The 20,472-nt window shown below is 37.9% G+C and carries 15 protein-coding genes; 12 read left to right on the top strand and 3 right to left on the bottom strand.

Annotated elements, in window-relative coordinates; translation table 11 throughout:
• The first annotated feature begins 165 nt into the window (after positions 1-165).
• Both H4J70_RS08915 and H4J70_RS08910 read left to right on the top strand, forming a co-directional pair.
• Positions 166-6,264 (top strand): response regulator, encoded by a 6,099-nt coding sequence (locus H4J70_RS08915; protein WP_182250955.1) that lies wholly within the window; start codon positions 166-168, stop codon positions 6,262-6,264.
• A gap of 84 nt (positions 6,265-6,348) precedes the next feature.
• Positions 6,349-7,260, top strand: a complete 912-nt coding sequence (locus H4J70_RS08910) for a diguanylate cyclase domain-containing protein (RefSeq protein ID WP_182250954.1) — start codon at positions 6,349-6,351, stop codon at positions 7,258-7,260.
• A 208-nt stretch (positions 7,261-7,468) separates the two neighbouring features.
• Here H4J70_RS08910 and H4J70_RS08905 read toward each other — a convergent pair whose 3' ends face one another.
• From H4J70_RS08905 to H4J70_RS08895, 3 genes are all read right to left on the bottom strand, one after another.
• Positions 7,469-8,518: a trypsin-like peptidase domain-containing protein gene (locus H4J70_RS08905; RefSeq protein WP_220465261.1), complete on the bottom strand. Its 1,050-nt coding sequence runs from the start codon at positions 8,516-8,518 to the stop codon at positions 7,469-7,471.
• 126 nt (positions 8,519-8,644) lie between these two features.
• The gene (locus H4J70_RS08900; RefSeq protein ID WP_182221764.1) at positions 8,645-10,000 is read right to left on the bottom strand and encodes a Do family serine endopeptidase; all 1,356 of its coding nucleotides are present in this window, start codon (positions 9,998-10,000) and stop codon (positions 8,645-8,647) included.
• 91 nt (positions 10,001-10,091) lie between these two features.
• On the bottom strand, positions 10,092-10,547 hold the full coding sequence (locus H4J70_RS08895; RefSeq protein ID WP_182213692.1) for a YhcB family protein: 456 nt from the start codon (positions 10,545-10,547) through the stop codon (positions 10,092-10,094).
• 176 nt (positions 10,548-10,723) lie between these two features.
• Between H4J70_RS08895 and zapE the strand changes: the two genes are divergently transcribed.
• The 10 genes from zapE (at position 10,724) to H4J70_RS08845 (ending at position 20,315) form a co-directional block, all read left to right on the top strand.
• Positions 10,724-11,839, top strand: coding sequence for a cell division protein ZapE (zapE, locus tag H4J70_RS08890; protein WP_182213690.1), 1,116 nt, complete (start codon positions 10,724-10,726; stop codon positions 11,837-11,839).
• Between the two features lie 205 nt (positions 11,840-12,044).
• Positions 12,045-14,201 carry an adenosylcobalamin-dependent ribonucleoside-diphosphate reductase gene (locus tag H4J70_RS08885; protein WP_259368029.1) on the top strand — a complete coding sequence of 719 codons (2,157 nt, stop codon included), beginning with the start codon at positions 12,045-12,047 and terminating at the stop codon, positions 14,199-14,201.
• A 33-nt stretch (positions 14,202-14,234) separates the two neighbouring features.
• Positions 14,235-14,903 (top strand): NrdJb, encoded by a 669-nt coding sequence (locus H4J70_RS08880; RefSeq protein ID WP_182213687.1) that lies wholly within the window; start codon positions 14,235-14,237, stop codon positions 14,901-14,903.
• 255 nt (positions 14,904-15,158) lie between these two features.
• Complete coding sequence (gene rplM / locus H4J70_RS08875; protein ID WP_070375783.1) at positions 15,159-15,587, top strand: 50S ribosomal protein L13; 429 nt, start codon at positions 15,159-15,161, stop codon at positions 15,585-15,587.
• A gap of 3 nt (positions 15,588-15,590) precedes the next feature.
• Positions 15,591-15,983, top strand: coding sequence for a 30S ribosomal protein S9 (rpsI, locus tag H4J70_RS08870; protein ID WP_182169313.1), 393 nt, complete (start codon positions 15,591-15,593; stop codon positions 15,981-15,983).
• 569 nt (positions 15,984-16,552) lie between these two features.
• On the top strand, positions 16,553-17,143 hold the full coding sequence (gene petA / locus H4J70_RS08865) for a ubiquinol-cytochrome c reductase iron-sulfur subunit (protein WP_070375785.1): 591 nt from the start codon (positions 16,553-16,555) through the stop codon (positions 17,141-17,143).
• On the top strand, positions 17,143-18,408 hold the full coding sequence (locus H4J70_RS08860; RefSeq protein WP_146799547.1) for a cytochrome bc complex cytochrome b subunit: 1,266 nt from the start codon (positions 17,143-17,145) through the stop codon (positions 18,406-18,408). Before petA ends, H4J70_RS08860 begins: the two co-directional genes overlap by 1 nt.
• On the top strand, positions 18,408-19,121 hold the full coding sequence (locus H4J70_RS08855) for a cytochrome c1 (RefSeq protein WP_182213685.1): 714 nt from the start codon (positions 18,408-18,410) through the stop codon (positions 19,119-19,121). Before H4J70_RS08860 ends, H4J70_RS08855 begins: the two co-directional genes overlap by 1 nt.
• Positions 19,122-19,206: 85 nt before the next feature.
• Positions 19,207-19,845, top strand: coding sequence for a stringent starvation protein SspA (gene sspA, locus H4J70_RS08850; RefSeq protein ID WP_070375788.1), 639 nt, complete (start codon positions 19,207-19,209; stop codon positions 19,843-19,845).
• 2 nt (positions 19,846-19,847) lie between these two features.
• Positions 19,848-20,315, top strand: coding sequence for a ClpXP protease specificity-enhancing factor (locus H4J70_RS08845; protein WP_404842492.1), 468 nt, complete (start codon positions 19,848-19,850; stop codon positions 20,313-20,315).
• Positions 20,316-20,472 lie beyond the last annotated feature (157 nt).

Below are 20,472 nucleotides of genomic sequence, written 5' to 3'. Positions count from 1 at the left end.
TTACCTTACTTTATACCAGTACATTGAAATAAAGCTGCAATAGCATAGTAATTAATTGAATTTCTTGTCAAGTGATAATTTTAATTATAACTTGTTGATGTCAAACTTTATATTTAAGCTACATACCAGCTTCCTTGAATCATTATTTATAAAAAGAAGAAACAAATGCGCTGCTTAATTCAATTACTTTCCCTCATCATATTATGTGCTACGTCGCTACACAGCTATGCAGAAAACTCGAAGTATAGTTTTGATCACTTCTCTCGCGACCAAGGGTTATCACAAGCATCAGTGCAAGCTCTTTATCACGATAAACAAGGCTTTATTTGGGCTGGTACTACTGATGGTCTTAATCGCTTTGATGGTTATCAATTTAAAGTGTACCGCAGCAATAGCGATAAACTTGATAGTTTATCTAATAATAATGTTTTATCGATTACCCAAGACAGCAATGAAAATTTATGGTTTGGAACAGTAAACGGTTTAAATAGGTTTAATAAAAGTACCGAGTTATTTACTACGTTTCTACATGACAACAAACAAAATAATAGTTTGAGTAACAATATTGTTCAAACATTAACTGCTGATAAGTTTGGCAGCGTATGGGTAGGCACCAAAAATGGATTAAATAAATTTAATGGCGAAAGTTTTGTTCTATTCTCCCACCAGAGTGAAGAAAATAATGCCTTACGTAACAATATTCAAGCTATTCTCGAAGATAGCAACAATGATTTATGGCTGGGTACTCAAGGTGGACTTAGTTTTTTTGATGTGAAAGCTAAGACGCTGAACGCTGTGAAAGTAGAGTTGAAAGAGCAAAGTATCACCAGCCTTTTCGAATATGACGATAATACATTATGGTTGGGCACTGAAAATGGTTTGTATTTATACCACAAGAAAAGTGGTTTGCTTAGTGATCACAACACATTAATTAATGAACTTGCTAGTAGCCATATTACCTCATTTTTATTACAGAATAACAAAGACTTATGGATAACGACTAGGAATAAGGGGCTTTATCGCTATAACCTCATCAGCAAAAGTATTGAGCACCTGCAATCAGACAAGAAAAACCCTGATAGCTTAATCGACAATGATATCAGAGCCATTATTAATGATAATGCAAATAACCTATGGATAGGTACATATATCAATGGTATTGATAAATATGACGTATCTAGAGAACAATTTAACCATACAGTACAAGATGTTACAAAAAATAATAACTTACAAGGTGGTGCTTTTTTTCACTTTTTGGAACACTCTACCGATAAATTATTAATTTCAACCTATCAATCAGGGTTAAATGAATATGACAAAACGACAGGCGAATATCATCAATATTTACATGATCCGACCAATAATAATAGCATAGGATCGAATACGGTTACTTGGTTAATCAATGATGAAAAACAAGGTGTTTGGGTGGGTACCGTTGGTGGTGGTTTAAATCTTTTTGATGTTAAAACAAAAGTTTTTACCCGCTTTATGCATAATCCTGATGATCCAAACAGTATTAGCCATAATAAAATACTACCTATTTTTCAAGAGAATGAGCATACTTTATGGATAGGTACTTGGGGGGGCGGTCTCAATAAATTTGATACGCGCACTAAAAAGTTTACTCGCTTTATGCACGATCCTAACAATATAAATTCTTTGTCAGGAAATAATATATGGGCGATACATAAAGACGATAAAGGCTTTCTTTGGCTCGGCACCATGTTTAGTGGCTTGAATAAGTTTGATCCTAAAACGAATACTTTTACGCACTTTAAGCACGACCCCAAAAATGACAATAGCCTTAGTAATCAATTTGTTGATGCAATTCATCAAACGAGTGACGGTATTTTATGGTTGGGGACTTCAAATGGTTTAAATAAATTTGACCCATTAACAGAAAAGTTCACCCATTATAAAGAAAAACATGGTCTTGCCAGTTCTACTATTTATGGCATCTTAGAAGATGAACAAGGTCACTTATGGTTGAGTACGACTAATGGCTTGTCACACTTTAATCCAGAAACAGAAAATTTTAAAAACTATGATGTTACCGATGGACTTCAATCAAAGGAGTTTGCCACACTTTCATATTATAAAAGCAAATCGGGTGAGTTGTTTTTTGGTGGTGTTAATGGTTATAACCATTTTTATCCACAAGATATTAAAGACGACACCAGATTACCCAACATTGTCCTAACCAATTTTTTGGTACATAACGAAACGGTTAAAGTGGGCTCATATGAAGAAAGTGGCAATAAAACTGAACAGCCATTTATGCTTGATGCCGTCATCAATGAATTAACACAACTAACGTTAACTCACCTTGAAAAACTGATCACTTTTGAATTTTCAGCTCTCCACTTTTCTGAGCCAATGAGTAATAAATATGCTTACACACTTGAAGGCTTTGATGAAAAATGGGTTTATACCGATGCAAAAAATCGCCGAGCCACTTACACCAATTTACCCGCAGGCGATTATGTCTTTCGGGTAAAAGCCAGTAATGGTGACGGCTACTGGAACGAACAAGGGAAGTCATTAAACGTTACGGTATTACCAGCGCCATGGCTTTCTTGGTGGGCGTTTACTTTTTATTTTATTGTCGGTATTGGCGCGCTAATCTCTTATATATATCGTTTGAATTACCAACGTTTAAAAGAGCAAGCCATTAATTTACGTTTAACCCGTGTTGATAAATTAAAAGATGAATTTTTAGCTAATACTTCCCATGAATTACGTACTCCTTTAAACGGTATTATTGGTTTAGCCGAGTCATTAATTGACGGTGTTGCTGGGCAGTTGCCGGAAAAAGCGAATCATGACCTATCCATGGTGGTGGCGAGTGGTCGACGGTTATCAAACTTAGTGAATGATATCTTAGATTTTTCAAAATTAAAAAATCATGGTTTACAAATACAGACCTCTGCAATTGATATTAACAGTATGGTTGATGTGGTCTTTACTTTATCTCGAGCCACATTAAAAACAAAAGACATTGAACTAATTAATAATATTGCTAAAGATTTCCCTGCGGTCAAAGCTGATGAGGACCGTTTGCAGCAAATTCTTTTTAATTTAGTTGGCAATGCCATTAAGTTTACCCCATCAGGTACAGTGACTATTTCTGCGCAATTAGTGGGCAATAGCCGTACTGATGAACAGCAATTTGTTTGTATTGATATCAGTGATACTGGGATTGGGATTGCAACAGAAAATTTGGCGACTATTTTTAAATCATTTGAACAAGTTACGGGTAACGAGACGCGTGCCGCAAGTGGCACAGGTTTAGGCTTAGCGGTTTCTAAACAGCTTGTTGAGTTACATGGCGGTACTATAACGGTAAGCTCGACACAGAATAAAGGCAGCATATTTAGCTTCACGCTTCCGATTTACGATATAAGTGATAGTGAATTAAGTGAACTTATCGCCGTGGGGGATGTAAACCATGAGCAAACTAAGCAACAGTTATCACGATTACAGGCCCTAGATGACACTATTGACTACTTTCCTGTTGATATTTTATCACCGAAAAATAGTACGACCAATAAGGAGAATAATGATTTTCGAGTATTAATCGTTGATGACGATCCGATTAACCGTCAAGTCTTAAATAACTATTTATTGCCACTGGATTATCAGCTTTTTCAAGCCCACGGTGGTGAGCAAGCTTTAGCGCTTATTGAACAAGCGAGTGAAGGCTTGTTGGCGGGGGAACGTCCGTTTGATTTAATTTTACTTGATATTATGATGCCAAAAATTTCAGGTTATGAAGTCTGTCGAAAACTTCGAGAAAAATATTCAGTTAATGAGTTACCGGTGATCTTTTTAACGGCTAAAAATCAAGTCGTTGACTTAGTTGAAAGTTTTTCTGCTGGCGGTAATGATTATTTAACTAAACCTATCTCAAAATACGAACTATTATCGCGTGTTGAAACGCATTTAACCTTGCTAGATATTAACCGCAGTTTAGAGACGAAAGTCGCTGAGCGTACCGTTGAACTCGAATATGCGATGCAAGCAAAAGGTGAGTTTTTGGCTAAAATGAGTCATGAAATTCGCACACCGATGAATGCTATTATCGGTTTAGGTTATTTAACGCTGAAAACGGATTTAAATCCCCATCAAAAAGACTTAATTAGCAAAACCCAAGACGCTTCTCAAGCGCTTTTAGGGCTAATTAACGATATTCTAGATTTCTCCAAAATTGAAGCCGGTAAAATGTCAGTAGAGTCGGTAACAATGAATATGGGTGGCTTAATTAAGAAAACCAATAATATTTGTGCGTTGCGTGCTCATGCTAAAGATTTAGAGCTTATTGTTAAAGTACATAGTGATGTGCCAAAGCATATCAAGTCTGATCCGGTTCGCCTGCAGCAAATTTTAGTTAACTTAGTGAGTAATGCTATTAAGTTTACCGAACAAGGACATATCCTTATTGAAGTCGGTCTGGCTAAACAGTCATTAATGGCAGATGATAGTAATCAGCTTACGCTTGAATTTAGTGTGAGTGATACGGGTATCGGTCTCGAACAATCAACAATGAATAACCTCTTTCAGTCGTTCACCCAAGCAGACAGTTCAATTACCCGAAAATTTGGTGGCACAGGTTTAGGCTTATCCATTTGTAAAGAGTTAAGTGGTTTGATGGGTGGTGAGATTTGGGTTGAGAGTACGTTAGGAAAAGGCAGTAAATTTAGCTTTAATATTGTCTGTGAAAAAAGCGATTTACCGGGCAATGAGCTGATAAATATTGACGCTATTAAAGGACTTAATATTTTAGTGGTGGATGATAATGAGCTTTGCTTGAATGTTATTACTGAGTTGTTACAAGAGTTTCATTGTGAAATTACCGCCGTAGCCAGCGCAGAAACAGCATTAGCATTGTTAGCAACGGCAAAAAGTAATCATAAATCTTATGACTTGGTTATTACTGATTGGCGTATGCCCAAAATGGACGGTATTGCTTTTGCTAAAGCGATACAAGATGATAAAAATCAATATAACGTTCGAGCGGTGTTAATGGTGACGGCATTTGATAAAAGTGATGCCATGCCGTTAGCACATTCATCGGGTATTGATGGCTTCTTAGAGAAACCTGTTAATGCCAGCTTGCTATTAGAGGCGATGATGGATGTATTGAAAATTTCCCCTGATGAAGACTTTTACAGCATAAAAAATGCAAGTTTAATGGATTTTTCAACAACCGACATATTATTAGTTGAAGATAATGAGTTAAACCAACAGGTTGTTTTAGGGTTTTTAGAAGATACCCAAGCGAATGTTGATGTTGCAGAAAATGGCCTTGTCGCTTTAGAGAAATTAGCCAATAAAAGTTATGACTTAGTTTTGATGGACATTCAAATGCCTGAAATGGATGGGGTAACGGCCACACAAGAAATTAGAAAACAAGCCCAATTTAAAAAGCTGCCTATTATTGCCATGACAGCTCACGCGATGCCAGATGAGCTCAATAAATGTTTGGCAGCCGGTATGAATGAATATTTTACTAAACCGATTGACCCTAACGCGTTATTTAGTTTAATGGCAAAATACTTAAGTGATAAAATTAATGCCGTGGTAAACAAATCTGTCGATATTAAAGAGCAAAATATTGATATTACTGAGTTGATTTCGGATAACCCCGAAAAAACATTAATGGATCGCATTGCACAACTGAGTTGCTTAAACAGTAAGAAAGCCTTGCAGGCGATGGGTGGCAGACAGCATATTTATCAAAAACTCGTTATCGACTTTCATAAAAGTACCCTAAAAATTCCTCAAAAAATAGAGCAAGCTTACCAAGATAAAGACGTTGAAAGTTTATATCGCATGGTTCATTCTTTGAAATCTAATGCCGCTTACATTGGTGCCTTCTGTTTAGCTGAGTTATCAGCAGAGCTAGAAGGAAAAATAAAAGAGCAACCTGAGAACTGTTTATCACTCATGAGACAACTGATAACAGAACACCAGAAGATATTATCAGCCTTAGCGACCTTGACTAATAGCAATACAGATTTATTAAGTGATGAGCCTAAAAAGGCCATTAACATAGAGTTACTACTCGTACTGTTAAATTCTATTGTCGACTTACTTAAAAAAGAAGATGCAGAAGTCGAAGACTTATTACCGCAGTTACTCGAATATACCCGAGGAAGTGATCTCGTTGAACTTGTTGATAATATTGTCGAATTAGTTGAAGATATCGAATACGCTAGCGCATTAAACCGTATCGAAGCATTAAGGAATAAACTTGTCTATTAGTCGGCTCAAGAGCAAGTGAGTATTAGTGGGTCAAGTTTGGCTTGATTATTATCTGTTTTAAAAGAAAAAAGTTGATAGCGGAAAATGAAAACTTTAGAGCAAATCATTTTAATTGTTGATGACGATAAAGCAAACCGTAAAATGCTAAAAGAGTTGTTGCAGGAACAAGCAAAAATTATTTTTGCGAAAAATGGTAAACAAGCCAGAGAACTTGCTAGAAAACATCTTCCTGATCTTATCTTATTAGATGTGATTATGCCTGATATTTCTGGTTTTGAGGTCATCGACTCTTTGAAAGATGACCCTAAGACAATCAATATTTCGGTCATTTTTATCACAGGTTTAGCTAATGATGATGATGAAGAGCGTGGTTTTAATTTAGGCGGCTGTGATTATATCTATAAGCCCTTTAAACCCAACATTGTTATTGCTCGCGTGATGATGCATTTAGAATTAATTCGTCAACGTAAAATGTTAGATGAAATTGCTCATATTGACGCCTTAACAGGGGTTAATAACCGGCGTAAGATGGATCTTGTTTTAAAAGATGAAGTTGCAGCAAATAAATATGAGCATACCAATTTACTCGTGGCAATTCTCGATATAGATTACTTTAAACAATATAATGATGGCTACGGTCATGGCGCTGGCGATGTTGCTTTAAGGCAAGTCGGACAGGCGCTTCGTGAAATCTGTGTAAGACCACGAGACTTTATCGCACGCTATGGTGGTGAAGAATTTGTGCTCATCTTACCTGATTGTGATAAAGCGGGCGCTGAAATTATGCTCAGTAATATTGCTCAAGCGATCAAAGATAAAAAAATCAAACATCAGTATTCTAGTGTGTCGCCACAATTAACAGTCAGTGTTGGTGCTGTGGTGGTTAAGTCATCTCAGTCTGTTGTTGTCGCGAATGTTATGAAAAAAGCGGACAGTTTACTCTATCAGGCGAAAAACAATGGCCGTAATCAATACTGTCTTGCTGAGCTGAGCTGAGCTGAACGAACTAGGCAAATTATTTATCAACAGCGCCGGATGTTAGTTAATTTTTAGCGCAAGTGATAAAACACCCATGGCGTTATAATTTAATCACTGTCTTGCTGAGCTGAACGAGCTAGGCAAATTGTTTATCAACAGCGCCAAATTTTTGTTAACTTTTGGCGCAAGAGATAAAAAACATTTGGCATTATCATTTAATCACTGGCTAATCTTTTGCCTTTTCAGAAATAGTGACAGATACTTCTATTAACTGTTTCTTTCGTATTAATTTAAAAGGTAATACGGTGCCAGGTTGAGTTTCAGCCACAATATCTTGTGCTTGTATAAATGAACTAATGGCGACATTATTAATCTGGTAAACGATATCACCCGGTTGTAAGCCAGCTCTAAAGGCAGGGCTGTTCTTTTCAACGCCAGCAATAGTAAAACCTTTAAAATTGTTTGGTAGCGAGTTGATACTTACGCCTAAGTAGCCACGTATTACCCGACCATTAGCAATTATTTTTCTCATCACTTTATGGGCGAGTGAATAAGGAACGGCGAAAAATATTCCCTGAATATTCCTTTCTGTATCAATGAACTTTCTTGAATTAATACCTACCAGCTCGCCATTAGTATTGATAAGCGCGCCGCCGGAATTACCATCATTAATGGCCGCGTCCATCTGTAATAATTCTAAATAATTAATGACACTTAAACCGCTACGACCTGTGGCACTTATCACGCCTTGAGTCACTGTTTGTCCTAAATTTAGTGGATTACCTATCGCTAAAACCACATCACCAGCAAGTGATTGTAAATCAGCTCTTTGTGGAATAACCGGTAGGTTCGCTGTGTCTACTTTAAGGACGGCTAAATCAGTATAAGTATCATAACCAATAAGTTCTGCAGGAAAACGTTGGCCATTTTGCAGATCAACATTAATTAAATCAGCATTTTGTACGACGTGAAAATTAGTTAATATATATCCGTTAGAATCCATAATAACCCCTGAACCTAAGCGGGTAGATCTTCTCGCTTTTGCACCATAGACAGGGCTAGTGCTTATATCTTCTGAATAGATGTTAACAACAGCAGGACTGGCGGTACTTACTGCTTTTGCATAAGATAATGGTTGTTGTTGTGGTTGATTGTTTTGTAGTACTTGCAAAGTGTTGTTGCGTAACTCTGGCACTAATAGAAGTAAAGTGACAGCTAACATCACGCCATAACTGGCTGGACGAACAATGTATTTTATTAGGTTTATTATGTTCAAAATTAATTTTTATGATGAGTGTTTAATATCGCTAGCATAGCATAGGTCTGCTTTAATCTTATAGTTTGAAAAATAAAAAAGGCTCATAAAGAGCCTTTAGATAAGTCCATTATCACCCTTGCGGTGTTAGCGGATCATTAAAAATAATGTGCTATTACCCCTGACAATATTGAGCGCAAAAACCCCTTTGTTATCATTTAAGTAACTGCGTAATTCACCTATAGACTTTATACGCGTGCGGTTTATTCCGCTGATCACGTCACCTCTTTGTAAGCCAATAGCGGCGGCGGGACTTTCTTCTTCGACTGACTTAATATCAATACCTTGATCATTCGTACTATTTTCAAGTTCAGCGCCATCTAACATTCTGTGAATGCTTGCGGCCTCTACTTTTGCTGTTTCCTGTTTTTTAAGCGTAACGTCATAAGTCTTTTCTGAGCCGTCTTTTTTGATGACCGTTAACTCAACAGACTTGCCTGCGCCAATTGAGCCAATCTTTCCTCGAATGGCGGCAAACGTTTTTACCACTTTTCCGTTCACTTTGGTAATAACATCACCGGACTCAATGCCGGCATCGGCAGCAGCAGAATCAGCAACGACTTGCTCGATAAAGCCACCTTGGCTCGACTCGAGTTCTAGTGCCTTGGCGATTTCACCATTGACACTTCGGCCTAACACGCCAAGTACACCACGGCGAACTTCGCCGAACTCAATCAATTGTCTAACAATGTTATCGACCATATTACTGGGTATGGCAAAGCCAATACCCACATTGCCACCATTAGGGCCTAATATTGCCGTATTAATGCCAACAAGTTTACCGTGTAAGTTAATGAGTGCACCACCTGAATTACCGCTGTTGATAGCAGCATCAGTTTGAATAAAGTCTTCGTAATTCTGCGCGTTTAATCCGCTACGTCCTAAAGCACTTATAATACCTGAAGTGACGGTTTGACCTAAACCAAAAGGGCTACCAATGGCAACAGCAAAGTCTCCAACTCGTATATCATCTGAGTCAGCTAATTTTACTTCAATTAAATCTTCAGCGTCTATTTGTAGTAAAGCGATATCACTACTGGCATCGGAGCCAATTCTCTTGGCGGTGATTTGACGACCGTCTTTTAACGTTATTTGAATTTCATCAGCTTCATTGATGACATGATTATTAGTAACTATGTAGCCTTGTGCAGCATCAATAATGACCCCTGAGCCTAAACCTCGAAATTCACGTTTTCTTGCTTGGTTTTGTTGAGGATTACCAAAGAAAAACTTTAAAGCATCTGGTACTTTAGATTTATCTTCGTGGGTACCGGTAACCGAAATTAGCACGACACCCGGAGTAACCTTCTCTAGCATCGGCGCTAAACTTGGCAACTGTTGACCACTAACGGAAAAAGGTAAATTGGCTTGGACGGGCAAACTTGCCACGGCAATAGAGCCGGAAAGAAGAATACTTGTTGCTAAAACAGACAGTTTTTTCATAAAAGAGACAACCTTCTTATAAACATAAATGATTAATGTAATTTTATACTTAACTAAAGACCTATGCTGTGTGCGTTAGTTCCAAAGAACATTAGCCTACATTTGTAACACTTTGTTTCTTGTCGGCAAAAAGTCCACTCGCTTGACCTGAGTAGTCAAGTGGTGGTTCTGTGCTTGTTTCTTCACTCTTACGTTCGGCTCGGCTGTGACGTAATGATACGGTTTGTGCAAGTTGTTCTTGTGTTTCTTTTGAGAAAAAAGGCATGCCATCAACGTCTGAAGGTGTTGCTTGTTTTAATAACTGCGTACTTTTTTCCATTTGCAACATGGCTGTTTGGCAAGTGCTATTCATTTTGTCCAAAAGTATTGTTGAATCATCTAAATGTTCTGCAACATCGAGTTTATATTGCGCTAAAGCGGCTTCACTATTACTAACGCGTTCACTAAGTTTCTGGTTGTCTTGGACTGATGCAGATAAAAAACGACTAGCAACAAAACCTATTGCCGCACCAACTAATAAAAGAAAAATTGCTAAAACTATATCCATAGTGTCAAACCCTCGTTATATTCAATAAAATTAGTAAAAATATGGGAACTTATTTTGTATAATAGCGCTTCTGTTCGCGCTTACCTAATGAATATGATTGCGAATTTGTTAATTTCAAGAAAATATTTCATTAGTCCTGTAAAGACTTTGTGAAACAAAATATAAGTGGCCAATAAATGATCAAGCTTTCACCTCTAGATAAGTATAATGAAGATTTAACTCGTGATGATTTTTTACATGACGATGCGCAGGAAAATGCGGTAAAAAACTTACAGCGTCTCTATGAAGATCTTCAAAATAAACCCTTACCCGTTGAAGGATTTAAGAAGGTGCTTAATCGCTGGAAGCGCATTGTTGCCTCATCTGAAACCAAAACCATACAAGGACTTTATTTTTGGGGTGGCGTTGGTCGAGGGAAAACTTATTTAGTTGATACATTTTATGATTGTTTGCCTTTTGAAAATAAAATGCGTGTTCACTTTCATCGCTTTATGCACCGTGTTCATCAAGAATTAAAAACATTAACCGGGCAAGCTGACCCATTGAAAATAATTGCCAAACGTTTTGCTGATGAAACCTGCATTATTTGTTTTGATGAGTTTTTTGTTTCCGACATTACCGATGCAATGATCCTTGGCGCTTTGTTTGAAGAATTATTTGCACATAATGTTACTTTAGTGGCAACGTCAAATATTATACCTGACGGTCTGTACCGAAATGGTTTGCAACGCGAACGTTTTTTACCAGCCATTAAACTCATCAATAAACATTGTGATGTGGTAAATGTCGATAGCGGTATTGATTACCGTTTGCGAACCCTAGAGCAAGCCGAGATTTACCATGCTCCACTTGATGCAGAGGCAAGTGAAAACCTGGCGCAATATTTTATTCAATTGTCGGTCAAACCAGGTAAGAAAGATGTTGACGTTAAAATAAATAATCGCTCATTATCGGCGATTGAAGAGTCAGACGGTATTGTGCACTTTGACTTTTCGGTGTTGTGTGAATCCGCACGTAGTCAAACTGACTATATGGAGATAAGTCGTTTGTATCACACGGTATTATTAGCAAATGTTAAACAAATGAGTGTCGATCGTGAAGATGCGGCCCGTCGATTTATTGCCTTGGTTGATGAATTTTATGAACGTAATGTAAAATTAATTATTTCTGCTGAAGTCGAAATGGAAAATTTATACAGCCACGGTGGTTTGGAATTTGAGTTCAAACGTTGTTTAAGTCGTTTACAAGAAATGCAGTCACATGATTATTTAGCAAGTAAGCACTTACCTTAGTGAGATAGTAAAACTTACTTAAAGATAATTATAAAAATGCCGATTTAACGATCGGCATTTTTTTATGCCAATTTTAGCGTTATTACGCTAACTAGCTATATGTTGTGTTATTTATTGATCTTGATCGCAATATGTAGTGCTTTGGCTTTTGTCATTTATTTTTATAGGTAATATACACCAAAAATAAAATGATAAAGGAATGCTGATGACAAACGCTTTTTCACCAGGCTTAGCGACAAGTATTAAATTACAAGACGCTTCAGTTGATATTTGGGATAAAAAATACCGCTTAAAAGACAAACATGGCCACCCGCAAGAGAATACTATTTCAGAAACATTTCATCGAGTTGCCTTAGCGCTCGCGGATATAGAAAATAAAGATAAGAAAAAGTGGTACGAGAAATTTGTTTGGGCGATGGAGTGTGGCGCCTATCCTGCGGGACGAATAATATCAAATGCAGGTGCCGAAAAATTTAAGCCCGCCACATCAACAATAAACTGCACGGTTTCAGGCACTATCGACGATTCAATGACGGGTATATTAACTGCGGTGCACCAAGCAGGCCTAACGTTAAAGGCGGGGTGTGGTATTGGTTATGAATTCTCAACTTTAAGACCCAGTGGTGCCTTTGTTGCTGGCGCCGGTGCCACAACTTCAGGTCCACTGTCGTTCATGGATATCTTCGATAAAATGTGTTTTACCATTAGTTCTGCCGGCGGGCGGCGTGGTGCGCAAATGGGGGTTTTTGATATCTCTCACCCTGATGTTAAACGTTTTATTTTAGCGAAGCGCGAGGATGGTCGGTTACGGCAATTTAATTTATCACTACTGATCAGTGATGAATTTATTGCTGCTGTAAAAAATCAACAAGACTGGTTACTCAATTTTCCTATTTCTCACCAAGAGTTACTTGCCGATGATATCGCTATCACCGATCGGGATAAAATACTCTTCAAAGAGAATTATTTTGATAACGCTTATATTAAAAAACATAATTATGTATTGAATCATGAAGGTAAAATCGCCTGTAAAATTTATAGCTCGATACCAGCTGTTAGGCTGTGGGATATGATAATGAGCAATACATTTAACTATGCTGAACCAGGTTTTTTACTCATTGACCATGCTAACGAAATGAATAACAACTGGTTTTGTGAAAAACTACGTGCAAGTAATCCCTGCGGCGAACAAATATTACCACCCAACGGTGCTTGTCTGCTGGGTTCAGTAAATTTAGTTAAATTTGTTGAGCAACCTTTCACTTCTAGTGCGAAATTTAATTGGGATAAATACCGCGAAGTTATTAAAGTTTTTACCCGCATGCTCGACAACGTAGTAGAAATTAATGGCTTACCACTGCCTGAACAACAGCAAGAAATTCAAAGTAAGCGCCGTCATGGTATGGGGTACTTAGGATTAGGCTCAGCTCTGACATTATTAAAAATACCTTATAATAGTCCTGAAGCCCTGGCTTTTACTGATAAAGTATCAAAAGTTTTAGCGATAACGGGGTGGCAAGAAGCGTTAAATTTAGCAAAAGAAAAAGGTCCTGCGCCGATACTTGCACAAACGTTCGTGGTAACTCAGCAAATGCTAGTAAAACGCCCCGAAATGATAAAAGACGGCATAAAAGTGGCGGATAAAATAAAAGGTTCAGTTCTGCACGCAAAATACAGTCGTTATATGCAGCGTATCGCTGAAGAAAATCCTGAACTTGTCGAAGCGTTAGCTGAGGTTGGCGCCCGTTTTACACATCATTCTTCAATAGCACCCACAGGCACTTTAGCGCTCAGTCTAGGTAATAATGTATCTAATGGTATTGAACCAAGCTTTGCACATGAATATCACCGCAATATTATTCGTCAAGGTAAGAAATCAAAAGAATCCGTCGCTGTTTCAAGTTATGAACTGCTGGCATATCGTCATTTTATCAATAAAGATGCTTTGGCATATAGCGAAGATGACAATAAAAAGCTGCCTAACTATTTTGTATCTGCCGATGCCATCGCTCCTAAAGAACATGTTGATATTCAGTCTGCGGCACAATACTGGATAGACTCGTCTATTTCAAAAACAATTAATGTTCCAACTGATATCGATTATGAAAACTTCAAAGATATCTATTTGTATGCATACGACCAGGGCTTGAAAGGCTGTACGACTTTTCGTTTTAACCCAGAAGTCCATCAAGGCGTATTAGTAAAAGACGAAGAACTCGCTAATGTAACGTATCAGTTTACCTTAGCCGATGGCACTGAGATTTTAGCGAAAGGTAATGAAGAGGTGGTTTACGACGGCGAAACGCATACGGCTGCAAATCTTCATGACGCTTTAAAAGAAGGTTACTACGGTAAGCTCTAAAAGCCCTGGCAAAAAATAACGAGGAAACTAATAATGAGAGAAATTAATCAAGCGATCACTGCGGTTAAGGTGTTAGTTGCTGATCAGCTGCCTGTTAAAGAAAAAATAAAAGGCATCGCGGATAAACTCACCGAAAGTACAAAACGTCCTGAAATGTTAATTGGTTCTACTTATAAAATAAAACCGCCAGTATCAGACCATGCTCTTTATATTACTATTAATGATATTTTGCTCAATCAAGAAAGTGACCAAGAAACTCGCCGTCCTTTCGAAATTTTTGTCAATTCAAAAAATATGGAGTTTTATTCTTGGGTAGTGGCGCTAACACGGGTTATTTCAGCGGTATTTCGCAAGGGAGGTGACTGCACCTTTTTAGTCGAAGAGCTAAAAGCAGTATTTGACCCCAAAGGTGGCTATTACCAAAGAGGCACAGGTATATTTATGCCATCGGTGGTCGCTGATATTGGCCATGTTATTGAAACACATTTAAAGGCATTAGATATGTTGCCAAAAAGTGAAAGAGATAACCACCAACAAGCCTACATTGAGGAAAAGCGCCAAACAATAAAAGCTAAAGAGGGAAGTGAGCTATTAGCTTTTCCAACCACAGCAAGCCAATGTGTAAAATGTTATCAAAAGTCGGTAATCTCATTAGACAATTGCGCTACTTGCTTAAATTGCGGCGATTCAAAATGTGGTTAGTTACTAGCTAGCGATTGTATTCGTGATAAAAGTTTAAAAAAAGTGCAATTGATTGTGATTTATAGGTGATCTTAGTAGATAACTTCTGTATAATCCGCGCTCCCTGCGTTACAAATGCCTACTGTTTTTGACTTTTGTGAAAAGTAGTGGCGATGGACTCGATACTCGAAGGGGTAGAGCGTGGTCTTTTTAACCGGTGATGCTAATTCTTAGCATTCATCATTTAAAGTAACATAATAAATATTGGGTTTTTTAATGAAAACTTTTGTAGCAAAACCAGAAAGCGTACAACGCGAATGGTTCTTAGTGGACGCCGAAGATAAGACTTTAGGACGTATCGCTACTGAAATTGCAACCCGTTTACGCGGCAAGCATAAAGCAGAATATACTCCTCACGTAGATACTGGCGATTACATCGTTGTTATTAACGCTGAGAAAGTGAAAGTAACTGGTAATAAAGCGAAAGGTAAAATTTACTACTCGCATACAGAATTCCCAGGCGGTCTTAAGCAAATTAGTTTTGAAAAACTAATTGAAAAAGCTCCAGAGCGTGTTTTAGAATTCGCAGTTAAAGGTATGTTACCTAAAGGTCCTTTAGGTCGTGAAATGTTCCGTAAGCTTAAAGTTTACGCGGGCACTGAACATAAGCATACTGCACAACAACCACAACTTTTGGAGCTTTAAGCAATGGCTGATAATCAATATTACGGTACTGGTCGTCGCAAGAGCTCAACTGCTCGTGTGTTCATGAAAGCTGGTAACGGTGCAATTACAATTAACAAGCGTGACATTTCTGTATACTTTGGTCGTGAAACGGCTCGTATGGTTGTTCGTCAACCATTAGAATTAGTTGAAATGTTAGAAAAGTTTGACTTTAACATCACTGTTGTTGGTGGTGGTATTTCTGGTCAAGCTGGCGCAATTCGTCACGGTATTACTCGTGCATTAATGGAGTTCGATGAAACTTTACGTGGTTCTCTACGTGTAGCTGGTTTCGTAACTCGTGATGCTCGTAAAGTTGAACGTAAGAAAGTTGGTTTACACAAGGCTCGTAAAAAGCCACAATTTTCAAAACGTTAATATTTACCTTATACGTTTTCAAAAAACCGACTTTATGTCGGTTTTTTTATATCTGTCATTTAGAAAAATGAGCATCCGCAGTAAGGTAACTTCGTGGGCTGTTTATTATAAAAGCGACCTTAGGTGATAATAAATAATACAGTGCGAGTTCCAATAAAATGGTAAACTTTAAAGTATCAGTAATAAAAATAATATGCGGGAAAATAGTCGTATTATTGAGCTGTTTACTGAGCACTTTTTCGATGGTTAGCAATTACACTCAACTATATAAGCATTAAAATAATTTATCGGATAGCGAAAGAGAAACTATTCTTTTCTGCGCTTTTTTTGAATAATAATCTTTCGTATTTAGCTGTGTGTTTAAAGTGACAAAGTCAGTGAAATTAAGATATATAACTGATGTTTCGCTTATTTTTACTTGTAAAAAAGTGCTTATTTCTTTATTATCAGAAAAATTTTTTGTCGCAAGTTTGGGCAAACAATTGGAAAGTATTTCCTCTCGCAACTCACTGTAGCTGTGAGAATAATAATTCGAATTTGTTTGAAACAATGTTATTTGGAGATTTTGAATGAGCAATGCGCCCGTGAATAACGGCCGTCGACGCTTTTTAACTGCTGCTACTTCGGTAGTAGGTGGTGTTGGTGTTGTCGGTTTGGCTGTGCCTTTCATTGGTTCTTGGAACCCTAGTGCTAGAGCGAAAGCTGCAGGTGCTCCGGTTGAAGTCAATGTTAGTAAAATAGAACCAGGTCAATTAATCCGCGCTGAATGGCGAGGAAAACCTGTGTATGTGGTCCGTAGAACTGAAGAAATATTATCAACTTTAGCGGCGCATGACGATCAATTGAAAGACCCAGGTTCAGAAGAGCCTCAACAACCTACTTATGCAGCCAATGCATATCGTTCAATAAAGCCTGAGTTTATGGTTGCTTTAGGCGTGTGTACTCACTTAGGTTGTGCTCCTACTCACCACCAAGGCGATTTTGAAGAGTTTGTTGAAGGTGTAAAAGACGGTTTCTTTTGTCCTTGTCACGGTTCTAAATTCGATATGGCTGGTCGTGTTTTTCAAAGCGTTCCTGCACCAACAAACTTGGTGGTTCCTGAGCATTCATTCCCAACAGCAGACACCTTATTAATTGGTGTTAGCGCAGGAGAAGCATAATGTTAGCTAATTTAATGGCGTGGATTGACAAACGTTTACCGTTAACCGACGCGGTAAACAAGCATGCTGGTCAATACCCTGCACCTAAAAACTTTAATTTTTGGTATGTCTTTGGTGTTTTAGCGAGTGTCGTACTCGTCAATCAATTGTTAACGGGTGTTTGGTTAACAATGAGTTATGAGCCATCAGGTGAAGGTGCATTCGCTTCTGTAGAATACATCATGCGTGATGTTGATTACGGCTGGTTACTTCGCTATATGCATTCTACAGGCGCGTCAGCGTTCTTTGTTGTTGTTTATATGCATATGTTCCGTGGCATGATGTACGGTTCATACCAAAAGCCTCGTGAGTTACTTTGGATCTTCGGTATGTTGATCTTTTTAGTGCTTATGGCTGAAGCTTTCATGGGTTACTTATTACCTTGGGGTAATATGTCTTATTGGGGCGCGCAGGTTATTATTTCTCTGTTTGGTGCTATTCCAATTATAGGTGATGACTTAACACTCTGGATACGTGGTGACTACGTTATATCAGGTGCTACCTTAAACCGTTTCTTTGCTTTACACGTTATTGCAATGCCACTGGTTTTAGTTGTATTAGTTTTCTTACATATTCTTGCACTTCATGAAGTGGGTTCGAACAACCCTGAAGGCACAGATATTAAAAAACCTAAAGGTAGTGTGCCATTAGAAGAGCACAGTAAATTTACTTTCCATGAGCAATATACTAAAAAATACGATATCGTCGATGCGATCCCGTTCCACCCTTATTACACGGTTAAAGATTTAGTGGCGATCGTTATCTTCTTAATCATTTTCTCTTGGGTAATGTTTTTCAACCCTGAAGGCGGTGGCTACTTTATGGAAGCGCCGAATTTTGAACCTGCAAATGGTTTGAAAACACCAGAGCATATTGCACCGGTTTGGTATTTTGGTCCTTTCTATACCATCTTACGTGTTATCCCTGATAAGTTATTAGGGGCAGTTGGTATGTTTTCTGCGATCATTGTCTTATTCTTATTACCTTGGTTTGACCGTGGTACAGTGAAATCTATTAAATTCCGTTGTACTGCTCATACGGTTAACTTAGCGCAATTTGTTATTTGTTTTATTGCTTTGGGTATTTTAGGTACATTGCCATCAACACCGGTCTATAACTTAATTGGTACTATCGCTACGTTTGGTTATTTTGGTTTCTTTCTTGCCTTATGGGTATACAGTAAGAACGAAAAAACTAAGCCAGTTCCAGAGAGGGTTTCAGGATAATGAATAAATTTATTAGAGCTTTTACTTTTGGAATTTTTGCGCTTGTGCCTATGCTTACACTTGCTGCTAGCAGTGGTGTTCATTTAGACAAAGCCGGTAATGATTTAAGTGACAAAGAGTCACTTAAACGTGGTTTTCAATCTTACATTAATTATTGTTTAGGTTGTCACCAGTTACAGTACCAAAGATACAACCGTACTTTTGAGGATTTAGGTATTAGTGAAGCCGATGGTATTGCTAATTATATGTATACGGGTGAAAAAGTCGGTGATCATATTACTAATACTATGCCAGCAAAAGATGCGGCTAAATGGTTTGGTAATACACCACCTGATTTAACGCTAATGGCGCGTTTAAAACCAGGGCCTGATTATATTTATACCTACTTGCGTTCTTTCTACGTTGATCCTGAGCGTCCCTTTGGCGTTAATAACACGGTATTAAAAAATGCGGGTATGCCGCATGTTTTACAGGGTTTACAAGGTGTTCGTACGATGGACGAAAATGGTAAACTCAGTGAAGCAACGGGTGGTTCTATGACCGTTGAAGAGTACGATGCCTTTGCTCGTGATTTAGCCAATTTCTTAGAGTACACCGGTGAGCCAAGCAAGCTTAAGCGTGAAGCTATGGGATATTGGGTAATAGGTTTCTTATTTATTTTCCTTATTTTTGCTTACTTACTTAAAGTTGAATATTGGAAGGATGTACACTAACAATTATTGTTAATGTACAGCGTTTTATTTATGGGGGGCTTTGGCCCCCTTTGTTAGTTTTTTATTACAGATTTTTGGAGGCATTATGGCCGTAGCAGCAAACAAGCGTTCAGTGATGAATTTATATTCTCATGCTGATGATATGTATAGTCATCAAACACGCATCGTACTCGCTGAAAAAGGTGTTGGCGTTGATATTCACTTAGTTGATTTGGCTAACTTACCAGAAGATTTACTCGACTTAAATCCCTATGGCACAGTACCGACGTTAATTGATCGTGAATTAGCACTATACGAAGCATCAATTATTATTGAATACTTAGATGAGCGTTTTCCTCATCCACCATTAATGCCAGTTTATCCGGTATCACGTGGTCGTAGCCGTTTGATGATGCATCGCGTAGAACAAGATTGGTACAGTCTAGCAAAAATAATTATGAGTGGCCCAGCAGACGCTGCAAGCAAAGCTCGTCAAGAACTTAAAGAAAGTTTGTTAAGTGTAGCGCCAATTTTAAATGAAGCGCCTTACTTTATGAGTGAAGAATTTAGTTTAGTTGACTGTTACTTAGCACCACTATTATGGCGTTTACCTGCTTTAGGTATTGAACTTGATGGTGAAGGCTCTAAAGAATTTAAAGGTTACATGCTGAAGTTATTTGAACGTGAGTCATTTCAAGCATCGTTAACTGAAGAAGAACGTGAAATACGTTTAGGTATGTTTTAACCTTGATATCTCCAGAGATGACCTCTAACAAGCCTTATATAGTGAGAGCTTTTTATCAGTGGATTTCTGATAACGACCTTACACCATATATTGCTGTAGATACGAGTGTCTATGGTGTGTTAGTTCCAACAGCTTATGTGACTGATGGGCAAATTGTGCTCAACGTTTCAATGTCAGCTGTTGGCTCTATTTCTCTTGCTGATCATGCCATTGAAGTTAGCGCACGTTTTGGTGGTAAGCTTGAACAGCTGGTCGTGCCTTACGGTGCTATAAGTGCTATTTATGCAAAAGAGAATGGTGCAGGGACATCGCTTGCGATTGAACACCCTGAACCAGAACTTGATAAAGAAATAAGTCCAGTAAAGCCAGTAGGTTTATCTAGTGTCTCTTCAGATAAGAGCAGCACTGTAAAAACCAAGTCTGAAACGGGTTCAGCGAAAGGTAAGCCTAGCTTAAAAGTGATCAAGTAATTACTAAAGACACCATAATTTTTGTTGGTATATTAGCGGTTATGCTGAAATTGTTTTAAATTTATTTCAGTCGTTATTATGACAAGCAGCAAATAATAAAAAAGCTTCACAAGTATTAACTTGTGAAGCTTTTTTTATGAGCACTATGGTAAGTAAC

Source organism: Colwellia sp. BRX8-9, from assembly GCF_014077245.1.
GTDB lineage: Bacteria > Pseudomonadota > Gammaproteobacteria > Enterobacterales > Alteromonadaceae > Colwellia_A.
The sequence above is the reverse complement of the archived record's forward strand: the minus strand, read 5'-3'. Positions and strand labels throughout refer to the sequence as shown.

Excerpts from the sequence above, each read along its gene's own strand:
- petA (WP_070375785.1), top strand. The coding sequence starts at position 16,553 with ATGAGCAATGCGCCCGTGAATAACGGCCGTCGACGCTTTTTAACTGCT.
- H4J70_RS08915 (WP_182250955.1), top strand. The coding sequence starts at position 166 with ATGCGCTGCTTAATTCAATTACTTTCCCTCATCATATTATGTGCTACG.
- zapE (WP_182213690.1), top strand. The coding sequence starts at position 10,724 with ATGATCAAGCTTTCACCTCTAGATAAGTATAATGAAGATTTAACTCGT.
- H4J70_RS08880 (WP_182213687.1), top strand. The coding sequence starts at position 14,235 with ATGAGAGAAATTAATCAAGCGATCACTGCGGTTAAGGTGTTAGTTGCT.
- H4J70_RS08885 (WP_259368029.1), top strand. The coding sequence starts at position 12,045 with ATGACAAACGCTTTTTCACCAGGCTTAGCGACAAGTATTAAATTACAA.
- rplM (WP_070375783.1), top strand. The coding sequence starts at position 15,159 with ATGAAAACTTTTGTAGCAAAACCAGAAAGCGTACAACGCGAATGGTTC.
- H4J70_RS08895 (WP_182213692.1), bottom strand. The coding sequence starts at position 10,547 with ATGGATATAGTTTTAGCAATTTTTCTTTTATTAGTTGGTGCGGCAATA.
- H4J70_RS08900 (WP_182221764.1), bottom strand. The coding sequence starts at position 10,000 with ATGAAAAAACTGTCTGTTTTAGCAACAAGTATTCTTCTTTCCGGCTCT.
- H4J70_RS08860 (WP_146799547.1), top strand. The coding sequence starts at position 17,143 with ATGTTAGCTAATTTAATGGCGTGGATTGACAAACGTTTACCGTTAACC.
- H4J70_RS08910 (WP_182250954.1), top strand. The coding sequence starts at position 6,349 with ATGAAAACTTTAGAGCAAATCATTTTAATTGTTGATGACGATAAAGCA.
- sspA (WP_070375788.1), top strand. The coding sequence starts at position 19,207 with ATGGCCGTAGCAGCAAACAAGCGTTCAGTGATGAATTTATATTCTCAT.
- H4J70_RS08855 (WP_182213685.1), top strand. The coding sequence starts at position 18,408 with ATGAATAAATTTATTAGAGCTTTTACTTTTGGAATTTTTGCGCTTGTG.
- rpsI (WP_182169313.1), top strand. The coding sequence starts at position 15,591 with ATGGCTGATAATCAATATTACGGTACTGGTCGTCGCAAGAGCTCAACT.